The sequence below is a fragment of the Moritella sp. PE36 genome (assembly GCF_000170855.1).
Lineage (GTDB): Bacteria > Pseudomonadota > Gammaproteobacteria > Enterobacterales > Moritellaceae > Moritella.
The window spans coordinates 16,764-29,100 of record NZ_ABCQ01000037.1 but is presented as its reverse complement, the minus strand read 5'-3'; the positions used below and the strand labels follow the sequence as shown (position 1 = coordinate 29,100).

The following is a 12,337-nucleotide window of genomic DNA, read 5'->3' as shown; positions in this document are numbered from 1 at the left end:
ATCTCCTTCTTTGTCCGATGCAGCCGTTTGTTATACGCTTATTCAATCATACATGACAGCATTTTGAGCCATGTCAGCTAACTGTTTTTTTGCATTGTCTAAATATTCAATTGCCTGCTGATCTTGGCTATTTGTTTTAAGAAATTCCTCTAAGTATTTAATTTCGACGGTTAACAAATCAATTCTTATTTGTATCAAACAATTTGGCCTGCTAAGAGAAAAGTCCTCCCAGTTCCTTATATTAAAAGGGCTGATTGAATAAGGGAGTTCTTTGAAAATAGTACTATCTACACCATGAGCTTCTATAAAATTAATAAATTCATCTTGGAGTTTATCGTTACTTTTACTGAGTCTTTCTAATAATTCTTCAATTCTGACAACGGTTTCTCGTGCATCATCAAAGAGCTGAATATAACCACCTTTAGTTGTAACCCTAAAGGCTAAATCTTCCATAGTATGTTCAACTGTATTCAATACTTCAATTTTATCCCAGTACGTTTCAACATCACGCATTAATTTATGTAATGCAGCTTCATCTATTTTGAAGTCTGATTTAAGAAAATTAGCCTCATGTTCCTGTTTTATATTAATCATCAATTCAACAGGGAATTCTTCAACTTCATCAGTCTCTATATGATGTTGGTAACATAAAATAAGTAAGTTTTTATAAGAGCGGCGATCTTCATCGGTTTGTTGCGGGTTGAACCTTTCTCCATCAGGCATTGCCGCTTCAATATGACAAACTTGACCAATAAACTTTTGCTTATCATTCACCAGAGAATGGACACAACCAGGAAATGCGCATTGATTTCCAGAGCGTGCAAATAGTGCTCTTATCGTTTCAAGTTTTGGGGTTAATCTGGCCAATGAAGTCTCCATACTCTAAAAGCGTATACGCCTTGCTAAGCGGGCTAAAATTGTTGGTTAAAATAGCGAAGCGATGACCAACTGTTTTAGTTCCGTTTAAGCAACTTGTTATGTTTTGGCTATTAAAAATGAAACAACAGCCCATAAATTTTGAAGTGCAACAATTCCAAATAAAGTGAATCCAACAATAAAAAGTGTTGTGCATGTACGTCTATAAAATGGAAATTTTACATCACCAAATTCATGCATTGGCCAAAAATAGTGTATAGGATCTTCTACATCGATTTCAGGTTCATTTACTACAGAGCCAATTGTTTTTATACTCCTTTTTGCCAGTTTTATTTTTTCATTTTTATGTTCTATTTCTTCAGCTAACTTCCCCCAATTGAATGAAATATCATCACAATATGGACCTAACTGTTTCAGTTTTTTACCTTCATTAACATAACTTTGATAAGTGGGATGTTCTTTAATTATTTTGGGACATTTAAGCAAATAGATTAAATTACCTAAGGCCAAGAACAAAGCGCTGAAATAAAACATGCTCCATGAAAAAGGCAATGAAGTACTTATTGGAAGTTGTTGCTGAAAAATTTGAAATATAAGTTTTTCATCTTCGACATATTCAAAAGCTTTTACTAACAATGGCACAGCGAAGGTCCACATATACATTGAATTTACAAACTTAGTGTCACCAATTTTTTTTAAATCACACCACTTTAAATCGACTTTCATTTCCGTTCCTTGGGACTAAATTTAAAAACATAATAGTTTACTATACCGAATTCTGTATAAGGCGAATTCCATTTCAATTTAATAATTATCAACAATATCAAATTTACTATAAATTACAAATAGATATTGATGAATAGTAATTCAAAATCAAATAAAACACGGATAAAAACAAGAACAGTATTTATAGAGACCCATGTAAACATTGCCAATACAAAGATAACGATTAAATATCAATTACTTAGTAGTTATAAACAATTGATAAACTAGATGTTTTGGCATGTTAAATAATATATTTTTGCTATCTTTGTAAATCCAAGTCATGCCTAAATGTACTCACAGTAGTTGTGATTAATCAGCAGAATTATCTATAACAAAATATATGGCAAATTAATGTGAGGATATTGAGTATGAGTAACTGCTCTAAGCCATTGATGGACAAAAGTGGCTTAGAGCTATTGTACTAACCGAGATAATACACATTAGATTTTGTAGGGGGCGTGATTCCATTCACTCCCACGAAACATAATATGCGTTATACGCAGTTAGGTTATAATATCTTTATCTATGGCAAAATCATCTTCCGACTTCAGGTAAGTCATTAGGATAAATTTTTTGAACCGATAATAAAAGAAATAAACATTAAATCTTCTTACTCTATAGCGGACAAAAGTATAAGAGTTAAAATTGTTCCTATTACCTCTAGTTTTTTAAAATTTGTAAATGATAGCTCCTGTTATTAAATCTGTTTTATATTTAGTTAGTTCGTATCGTTGCCAATCTAAGGCGAATGAAAAATTTTCATAAAGCGGTAGTTGCACTCCCAGTCCATAATACAAGTCAGTACCATGATCGCTCACTTTTATACTTGAGTATAAAGTTTCATTGACAGAAGAATTAGAGTCGTAATCACCGTGCCAAATAAAACCACCAATGCGAGTATATATGGAAATCCAGTTACTAATAGGGTAACTAAGCTTACCTCCAAATGTTGCTCCACTCGCTGAATTCAGTTGTACATTAGCCATTTTCTCAACAACGGAATCAACGTCAACCGGTAAAGCCGTATCTGTTATTGTTAATGTTTGCTCGCCTAAATTTGTATATCCAACTTCTAATGCAACCCATTTATTGGCTTGATATCCTAATTGTGCCCGATAGGCAAAGGTATTTTTATCACGGTCAGTAATCGTAGCACTTGATGAGATAGCTTCTACTTTTTGCTGTAAATAACTATTGCTATTGGCCGATAGAGCGCTCCCGATACCTAAGTCGATATAAAAAGAGCTTTCTTTCGCTTGTGCATAATTAATTCGAAATAACGTGAGTAGAGAAAGTAGTATCAAGCCAAATAGATTAAAACTACCTCCGCTGGCTTTGTTGTCGATGGTGTATCCACCATCTATATTCGACGAGTCTACTGCGTCTGATACAGAGGTGACGATTCCATCTAATTCAGATAATGATCCAGCTGCGTAATACCATTCAAACGCTTCACTTTCACCGTTAGCTAGATCATCCATACGAACATAAAAACCATAAGAGTTATCGTCTGTTATTGTGATAACAGCAGCAGCAGGGTCTTGCTCAGTAACATTCGAAAATTCACAACAGTCTGCTATTGATGTCGTCGCTTTAGTTGAAGTCGTTAACAATAGCACACCAGTATTCGCTGATGTTATTTTTAATGCCGTCGCTTTTTCAGTTTGCGTCGCTAAAGCTGTAAAAATTCCATCAACCAAATTCCCTCTTAGCTTAGTTGGATTATCATCCGTTCCAACATAATCATCTTGGGTTCCCACCCACACACGTAAATTAGTTGCGATACTCGCGCTATTATTCGTAATTTCAGTGATAATTTTGATATGAGCACTGCCTTCTAATAATTCATATGTATTCTTAACTCCTAAATCACTCCCATTAATCGTAATTGTTCCAGAAGAAATAATGACACCGTACCCATCACTACCTGCGCTAATGACAAAACCAGAGGTATCAATATTTTGACCCGTTAAGACGGAATTTACCTCAACAATACCGTTTATATTCCACTCGCTAGTACCATCACCACTTAAACCTACAGCATTATCTAAAGGGTTAGTATCAATAGTTAATTGCTGCCAAATACCCAAGTTTTCATCATAATAAAAGGGTTGCTGTAAGTTACCCAGTGTATTGACCGAATCTTCAGCTCCAGTACCGAAGCGAAGCTTTCCGTTATTTAATACCTCAAACGCCCAAGCATTAGTTGTTATGATTTGTAATAATATAAATAACATTATATTTCGAGCTTTAGTTAAAACAAAAAAATACGAACCGATATTGTTAATCACGAAATTATCCAAAATTTAATAATGACAAAATAAAGTGAACATTTTGTCATTGGCACTGTGTATTTACAATCCCCCGAATTGGGGGGGGGGGGGGGCATTTCAAGGTGAAATAGTCCATGTGCGGTCTATTGAACATAGAGGTGATAATACGCAGTTATTTCACAACTTAGACAAAATATCCTCTCTAATGCTTGTTTCTGTTTCTGTTGTTTTTGTCATATGAGACGACAAGTCACTACAGTGTTGTGGTCAAGGGGCAAAGGCGCGTGTGCAGTTGTGATATGACAAATAATTCCAATCCCTCACATGAGAAAATATATGGCAAATCGATATGCACATATTATGACAGAGTAAGGACTCTAAGCAGAAAAGGGGCAGAAACGGCTTAGAGCTTAAGCTTAAGCTTCAAAGGTTATGGTTCGCAGTACATAAAGTATAATGAAATTGAGATTAACGCCGCCAGTATGGCAAGAAAACCAGAGCGAAGCGGCGGTTTTTGTGTCCCTCTGGCTGGCCTTGTTAGCTGTGACCATGCTGCTTACGTAAATGCTTAGTCATATTTTTTGGGTTTAATATTACTCTGCATTCGGGGCACTTCACAAGGCCATTATTGTAAGCAGTAAATTTGTAAGATGGCTCTTCGACAGGCCACATCTCATTTTCAGAAGTATCATAAATACACAGTTTACCGAGAAGAAATCCAGCATTGTTTTTTATACGAATCTCTTTTGATCCATTCTTCCCTGTCTCTATAACAATATCAGTGTAATCTTTAGACCAGTGCACGTTGGTAGATTTAACTACGCCGATAAATAAGTTTGGCTTTCCCTTTATTTTGGCTTGTAGAGAAAGATTATAAGTCGTAGCCAGACTACTCTTCGGGGTACCCTCTGCCGGTTTGTCAAAACAACCGTGCTTATACCAAGGCGGCCCCAGCGGAGGGTCAATCCATACACTTCCGCCATTATGTCGTATGAAAAAGACCTCTTCTCCACAGTCTGGGCAGTTGGTGCAAAAACACTTACTCTCGTGGCTGACGTTATAGCCAGAGTAATCATTGGCTGCTGAGTTGCCTTCGCCAATACATCCACCATATAGATGTAAGGGAATGCATCTTCCATTGACATAACGAAACTCTACAGGGTTACCACATCGGCTACATGAGCTCACTATGACTCCTTATCAGTGGTTACCAACCCCACTTAAACGGAACAAAAATTGTTGGCTAAACGTTGAAGTGAAACTTAGCCAACTGTTTTTGTTCCGTTTAAAGTGCTTGCTAGTTGTTTGAGCTACATAGTTTCTGAAACAATCGCTCCACATATGTCTCAATACTATGGTCTTTAAACTTATTGCCGACAATAAGATTGAGATAGTCGGTAAAATAGCTTACTACCCCTTTATATTTGACATAACTGAATGTGGTTGAATCAATTGAAATGTTATTTGTGCAATTGCTATACCCCAAAGATTCTAGTGGTATCTTTGGAACTAGATCATTTTCAACGAAAAAATGTTTGGGAGATTCAAGAATAGCCATTGCATCACTATTTCCCCATCGAGGCATGCCAAACGTATAGCAGGCACTATATCCCAATAAAAATCTTCTTTGTTTGCTAAAATATAACCCATAATGATCGCACATAGCGTATGTAATTGCGGATAGGGCACCACCAAGAGAATGGCCGACAAAATATACGGGAGACTCATGCCACTTTCGTTTAATTAATTCACCCATGAGCTCTTCATAAAATGACTGAACTTCAAAGTAAAACCCTTTATGTATTTTGATTCTTTTAGCTGGAAACGGAGATACTTTTCTAGCATTTAAATTGATACGCCAGTCTTTTATACTTAGTAAACGAGTGCCGCGCATTGAGATGAAAACGACATCATTTATTTTAGTACCAACGACTACAACGCCAGGTCTCTCGATAACCAATCGTTCATCAGTGTCTAACAGGTTGAAATATTTTCTAAATTCAGTACTCTTCGAACTTAATAGTTCATGGTACGTACTGGACGGTAACATCTTCACGTTATCATGGTCTGCTAATTCACTCTGCGAAATCTGGGTATATGCTAGATTTGACATTACTGAGCATACAAAAGCTTTTTCTGTAGTCCAATTTGCACTTTCCCAATCCTCGCTACTCACATACCCACAAACATGCAGTAAACTTTCTTCTATTTTCATCTATGATTCCGGAATTTTGAAACAACTAACGCCGCTTAAGCGGACAAAATTTGTTAGTTGTAATGTTGAGCGAATCGAAACCTAACCAGCTGTTTTAGTTGCGTTTAAGCGCCTTACCATGCATTTAAAACGTACAATTTAATTATTTAAATTCAGTTACTACGTTGTAATGTTTTAATTGTTCAATGCTCATTCTTTTGGTGGTTTCTGGGGGGATTTTAAATGTTTTAGTTATCATTACTTCTATTTCATTGACAGGTAGACTACCATTTTCAATATATGTATTGAGTAACTTATTAAACTCCTCAGCCTCTGATTCATTTTTACTACTCCAGAGACATACACCACAAGCAGAAAATTTATCTGATGACGAGTGGTACAGAAAAGAAGCTGTTTTACCAAGCATCACTCTTTCATTCCCCGCCATATAAGTATATGGACACATCGAAACACACTGAGTTTCTGATTGTATTGTCTCTATTTCTTTCCCTGTATCTAAAGAAAAATACTTATCTGCAACACAGGTTGAAAGCTTATTTTTAGAAATGTAATTGCCAAGAAATTTACCAAAATCATTATCGCCCCCTGGTGAATCAAAGCAAAAATACTCTATGTCACCATTAACTGAGTTCTCTGCAACAAATGCTTTTAACACATTCTCTGATTCCAAGACAAACTGCCCTTGAAGTAAAACCACTTTTTCTAAACATAACCCATCATTTGAACATGCTTTAGCATATTGGGCAGAAAGAGGAGCGAAACCTGCAGCTGTCTTTTCTTTCGGTGCGAATTTATTTATTAAGCAAGCTCCCAACGCAACAAACGACGTTACACATACCACAATAATAATTGTGAGATTTAACTTTTCTTTTTTCATAATATATAGGGCAACTTATAATTTAATAATAATATTTATAGGTTTTTTATATCCGTCAAAGATATGCATAACGGTGCATTATACAGACGTCTTCATAAGTCTTTTTCCCGACGATTGTAAAAATTCAAATGCCATCTTAAACTAACTTATAAATCAATGCATTACATAATTTTATTTAATCATAACTTGACCACTTTATTCCACGAAATTGAGACTTTTATTTATAGGGACCTCTATAAGTAGATTTGATAAAGAACAGAAGCTTTATATTTCAATCTATAAGCTTTTACAAAAAGTGAAACTGAGACTGTTTGGCAATATAAGTAGCCCATTTTTAGCAAAAAACGATTCGATTTAATTATGCCCGTATGCAAATTCAGTTTGACTTAAGGAAAACGTCCTCACGTATCTATCGAACAACGGACATGTTGTTTTAGCTAGCCAACACTAAGTTCTTTTTCACTTCACTACAGTAATAATACATCAACAAATGTATGGCAAACCGATATGAATATATTTTGAGTAAGTAACTACTCTAAATAGATAATGGGGCAATTTCGGCTTAGAGCGATCACCCTAAGCCATTGATGGACAGGAATGGCTTAGTGCATATGCTTTAAAAATGCAATTCGCATTATAGAATGTATGGGTAGATTAAAATTAACTTGTTATACAACTTTCACAATAACGTGGTTTGGGTTTTAATTTACGTATACGTTCTGTTATTGTCCAATTCGACATTTTGGCTTGTTCAGAACTGAATTTCATAAGTAGATCATCGTAGAAATTTATGAGTGCATTTTCAGGGGACTCCTTCGAGAGGGAGCACGCTTGTTAAGAATATTGCCCTTAGTCCAGATCCATTGGCTTTTACCATTCATTAATCTTTATGCGTTTGAATATATAGAGATAACTTAACCTGTCTCATGTAATATATTGTTTTACTTAAAATAACAATGGATTAGGCGCGAGTGAGACACATAGTGACATGTTTTGTAACAAGTGTAGTTGGAGCTCTATTTGGAATACTATTTGGAGGTATTCTCTTGGGTTATATACTGGACTCGTTGCTTGCGGGGAGCTTAGAGATAGGCGATGCTGGAACTTGGTTGGCTGCGGTAAGTACTTTTGGTGCAGCTATTGGTACGATAGGCTCTCTCATAATGCTAAACCGTCAGCACAAACAGAATGTAATACATCAGGAAAGAGTCTGGAAGAAGCAGGAAGAGTCTTTAGACTTTGCTCGTTATAGAGACCATAAAGCGCAGTTTGAACAGTTACTTGATACTCTAGAAGATAAGCATAAAGACTTTTATGTTTTCGGAGATCGGATTAAATTGTATTTGTCATTATTCCCGTGTAACTCTCTCTGTAATGACTTTTTAGATTACAAATACAGGCTAAATCAATCCGACCTGACAGAAGCGCACCCATTAAATTCAGCGTGGAAACATATTGATAAAATAGACACTATCTTAAGGGATTATCACGGTGGGAGGGTAATTAAATACGGTGATGGATACCGTTTTAAAGAGCAACCAAATCCAACACCTATTCATCAGGTGGAACTCACGATTCTCAATACCGCAGGGTGTCTATGGTTAAAGTGTATAAGAGCGCCAAGAACTGGGGATTTAATTCATGACGACGAAGTGTTTGCAAACGTCATTGATCCAATGGTTATGAGAAGTCACTCAGCAGACATTTTTGAGTCATTAAGTGAGTTTTGTGGTATAGAATCACCACGTGAAAGTATGGGCATCTATACACCTATGAATTTAGGATTTGAGCTATTTAGTTATTTCAGTAGAGAAGATGTGCCTAAATATAACAATATTATTCACGGTCACTACAACATTGTAGCTATTCTTTTCGAACTAGATTGTCTTGTCAGTCTACTTCCTAGTGGACATCCCTTTGTTTTATTCTTCCGTATGTCACTTTCCCCGCGTGGGGATAAAGCTCTACTAAAGGGAATTGATGATAAGAGCAGGGTTAAGGATTATCTAAACCAAGTTAATAGGCAGTTAAGAGATATCATTAAAGGAGAAGAATATTCAGAAGATGCGCAGAAGCAAGCACAGCAAATAATTATCTGCATCAAGGAGCATGCTCAGTAAGTGTGATGTTTATTTTGGGAACACGCTTGTCTGATGCGCTGCTACTGGCTCAAAACAATTCATTTATGAACCTACCGTTTTGAGTCAAGCGCCTAGGGGTACAAAAGTACTCCTGTTAACATTATGAGCTTAGCTCATGAATCCCCTACTTATATCAACTGTACCTATTAGGTATACCCATATGACGGTGGTCAAATCATGATCGGGCAATACCCAGTAGGGCTAATTTGCACTTATGGACTCTATAACTTTGAGCATATCTAAGAACCAAACGGGTACACTCAGTCGCACATATCGCTTACCTATGCTACCAGTTTAATCTTTGATAGTAACCCATTGAGATACCATAGAGCCTTTCGCCACATCATCTTACGAATATTCGTATAACTTTTGGCAGGGCAAGCACCATGAACAGGTTGCGAATGATTCATTGCGCTAACTGAAAATATCACAAAATCTGCTTAGCGACATAGAATGGAACACATAGAATGGAACAGGTACAGAGCTTAGAACTGGACAAAAACGAGTTAGATATATAGCTCTAAACCGTTTCTACCAGATTAAAAAGGTATCTTGAAGCCTTAAGCGTTTGTTAAATTTAAATCACTCGATATGGAATATCGGAGCTAGAAACTAAAATGTCTATCCCCTTGGATTTTAAAAACATTCGTAAACCTTCAATTGCTTCTCTTTGGTAATTGGATGGTCCGACTTTGATTTCCTTTATTGCCTCTAGAGGGAAATCAATAGCGAGAAACGGTATTAGAAAGTTGTGCTTTGGTCTAAACGAAACTTCTTCTGGATTCACAAGTTTTATTGAAGGATATTTATTAATCTCTTGAGTATTTATTACGTCTAAGTCTCGATGCCCATATGAAAACAGGCGTACCTCTGCCTCTTCTGAAAACGCAGAATTTTTGGTTCGAGCTAAGAATGTAAGCATTTCCAAGAACGTATTTTCTTGAGAGAAATGAGCGTGTGCTGATAACCCCATTCTATCAAAATTCTTGACAGTCCCTTCGGCTATAGTATCCGCAACCCAATCTGTATGTTTCGTATCATAGCAACAGTCTTGGAGGTATCTAAAGTTAACTCCTTCTCTTCTACCGCAAAGATGTTGCTCTAAAATTGCTTTATCAAAACCAATAGCAACGCCGCCCTCTTTAGGGCAGTAACTACGCCATTGAGATAGCAAATCACCTTCACGAGAAAAAGATGTTGAATAGATCATTACATCCTTGATGTGCGATAGCAGTTCTTGTGTCGTTTCTTGAGAATATGTTCCAACACTACCAATGTAAGAGTTTAATTTTTCCTCAAGGATGTTTAAACCTTCATAGTATTCTTTTTCATCATTTAGGAATGAATGTGCGCTCAACCAAAACTTGTTGTAAGTCAGCATACTCTGACATGCACCAATATCGGTATAGTGATATATAATTTCAGACACTCAACTCTCCAGAATAAATTTCATGCTACTTAGACGGCTATCTGCCGCTTTCAATCCTCTCATCATGCCTCCTTTGATTTATCATTTCAATTTATAATCAATTTCTTAGTAAGGATGTTGATAGAATAGACTGCTAAGTGAAGTATAATTTATCAATTAATTGAATCGGATTAAATTTGATAGGGAAAGCGCACATTAATAGATAGTAAATGAGTTTTTTCTAGCACATAAAGGGGCAGTTTCGAGTTAGGCTGACTAGCTGCTCATTCATGGACAAAACTGGCTTAGTGCTATTATTCTAGCCGCTAGTAATACTCATTATATTTTATAGGAAAAGTGACGGATTCCAACTGATGCCCTCACCCCCCATTAACCACAACAATGCGTCATCCGCAGTGGTCTCGGCCATTCATCCATGATTAATGATTGCAGATAAACAACCCTATATTTGATTAATGAACTCACGAATAACTTTAACTAAACCATTTAAGCACTGATTATTTAGCTTATCTGCAATTTAATTATCAATCGTTCCAAATTGAAGTTTTTTGCCACTATTCAAGTCAGTCATTACTGGCACTTTCACAAAAGCTGATCGTTCCACAATATATGGGGCGATATCATCCAGTTTATTATTTTTGATATAATTCTGTAAATTTTTATCTTTCAAAAAACGCGGTGAAGTTTGATATAAATAGACTCCAGATTGCGGTGATGAAAGCTTATCTATTGGAAACGCGGCAGGGATGTATGCTAACTGAATCATGAAATTACCACGCGGCAATCCAAAGCCATTGTCCCCAGTTGAAGCATACGGGAGCCCATATTTAGAAACTTTAGAGTAGCAACCGTGGACACGATTATCATTACCACGCCCTCGTTCAGTTCCTTTAGGGTTAACTAAAGCAATGTCATTTATTGCTTCAGGGTAAAAACAATGTTCGATATTCCCCTCATTATTGGTTGGTATTACAACATAATTAATACCTCTCTTCATTACAATAACTTCAGAACCATCTTTTTTGTAGGCATCACTGATAATAGCCGTCATGACGTTTAGATTTTCATCTAAGGATTTTTGTATTCCCGCATCTGATAACGTTGCAACTGCACTTATCGTAAAAATAAAATTTTGCTTATATATATAATGCAACTTAGACAAGTTACTTTGCTGACCAAAAATAGTGCCTATTGCTTGAAAAGGATTAAGTGATGAAGCCAATACACCTACGGCAGCCACTGCCTGCGTTGTACGCACGCTGACATTCGTGTAACCGTCCATGTTCGCGTCTAAGTCATTAGCTTTGTGTACTCTTTTTTTGCTGATTAAATGCATATATTGCATTGCAACACTGTGGTTATTTTCTTTTCCCATAGATAAGTCGTAATCCTCAAACGAGTCCATCTTATCTTGAGTAATCGACATCACAGAGCGAGGCCCTGCACAACCAGAAAGAGCCACTGTAGCCCCCAAGGTCAATACAACACTTAACTTCTTTAGATTCATCATTATGTGAATTCCTTATCATCTATATCAATAGTTAAAATTAATGGCGAGCTGTTATAGAAGCTCTTTAGTTAACAACATCATACCATTTAAAAACCAATTTTAACCCGTAATTCTGGATGGATCATTTTGTACTATTATGGTGAATCTAACTTTCACGTTATTTTGATTGAAAAGCTTGTTTCTAATGCTTTTGTAATATGGGATACAATTCGCTACAGGGGCCAAATAGCGGGTGCAGTTGTGATATGACA

General features: G+C 36.3%; 9 protein-coding genes. 1 reads left to right on the top strand and 8 read right to left on the bottom strand.

Annotation, left to right across the window (positions count from 1 at the left end; genetic code table 11):
* Positions 1-42: 42 nt before the first annotated feature.
* The 6 genes from PE36_RS17015 to PE36_RS16990 all read right to left on the bottom strand — a co-directional run bounded on the left by PE36_RS17015 (position 43) and on the right by PE36_RS16990 (position 7,006).
* On the bottom strand, positions 43-867 hold the full coding sequence (locus PE36_RS17015) for a hypothetical protein (RefSeq protein ID WP_157517808.1): 825 nt from the start codon (positions 865-867) through the stop codon (positions 43-45).
* Between the two features lie 108 nt (positions 868-975).
* Positions 976-1,602: a hypothetical protein gene (locus PE36_RS17010; protein ID WP_006033298.1), complete on the bottom strand. Its 627-nt coding sequence runs from the start codon at positions 1,600-1,602 to the stop codon at positions 976-978.
* A 707-nt stretch (positions 1,603-2,309) separates the two neighbouring features.
* Complete coding sequence (locus PE36_RS17005; protein ID WP_043994689.1) at positions 2,310-3,932, bottom strand: outer membrane beta-barrel protein; 1,623 nt, start codon at positions 3,930-3,932, stop codon at positions 2,310-2,312.
* A gap of 519 nt (positions 3,933-4,451) precedes the next feature.
* Complete coding sequence (locus PE36_RS17000) at positions 4,452-5,102, bottom strand: hypothetical protein (RefSeq protein ID WP_006033296.1); 651 nt, start codon at positions 5,100-5,102, stop codon at positions 4,452-4,454.
* A gap of 109 nt (positions 5,103-5,211) precedes the next feature.
* Entirely contained in the window at positions 5,212-6,129 is a 918-nt protein-coding gene (locus PE36_RS16995) for a lipase family protein (protein ID WP_006033295.1), read from the bottom strand.
* A 142-nt stretch (positions 6,130-6,271) separates the two neighbouring features.
* Complete coding sequence (locus PE36_RS16990; protein WP_006033294.1) at positions 6,272-7,006, bottom strand: hypothetical protein; 735 nt, start codon at positions 7,004-7,006, stop codon at positions 6,272-6,274.
* A 1,046-nt stretch (positions 7,007-8,052) separates the two neighbouring features.
* Here PE36_RS16990 and PE36_RS16985 point away from each other — a divergent pair.
* Positions 8,053-9,126 (top strand): hypothetical protein, encoded by a 1,074-nt coding sequence (locus PE36_RS16985; RefSeq protein ID WP_198138629.1) that lies wholly within the window; start codon positions 8,053-8,055, stop codon positions 9,124-9,126.
* A gap of 598 nt (positions 9,127-9,724) precedes the next feature.
* On the opposite strand, the gene PE36_RS16980 is transcribed toward PE36_RS16985, so the two are convergent.
* Together PE36_RS16980 and PE36_RS16975 are read right to left on the bottom strand one after the other, a co-directional pair.
* A complete protein-coding gene (locus PE36_RS16980) occupies positions 9,725-10,576 on the bottom strand; it encodes a DUF2971 domain-containing protein (protein ID WP_043994688.1) in 852 nt (283 codons plus the stop codon).
* Positions 10,577-11,093: 517 nt separating this feature from the next.
* Positions 11,094-12,086: a hypothetical protein gene (locus tag PE36_RS16975; RefSeq protein ID WP_006033291.1), complete on the bottom strand. Its 993-nt coding sequence runs from the start codon at positions 12,084-12,086 to the stop codon at positions 11,094-11,096.
* Between the last annotated feature and the right edge of the window lie 251 nt (positions 12,087-12,337).

Bases quoted from the DNA above. Each gene is read 5' to 3' on its own strand.
- PE36_RS17010 (WP_006033298.1), bottom strand. From the start codon at position 1,602: ATGAAAGTCGATTTAAAGTGGTGTGATTTAAAAAAAATTGGTGACACT.
- PE36_RS16995 (WP_006033295.1), bottom strand. From the start codon at position 6,129: ATGAAAATAGAAGAAAGTTTACTGCATGTTTGTGGGTATGTGAGTAGC.
- PE36_RS16990 (WP_006033294.1), bottom strand. From the start codon at position 7,006: ATGAAAAAAGAAAAGTTAAATCTCACAATTATTATTGTGGTATGTGTA.
- PE36_RS16975 (WP_006033291.1), bottom strand. From the start codon at position 12,086: ATGATGAATCTAAAGAAGTTAAGTGTTGTATTGACCTTGGGGGCTACA.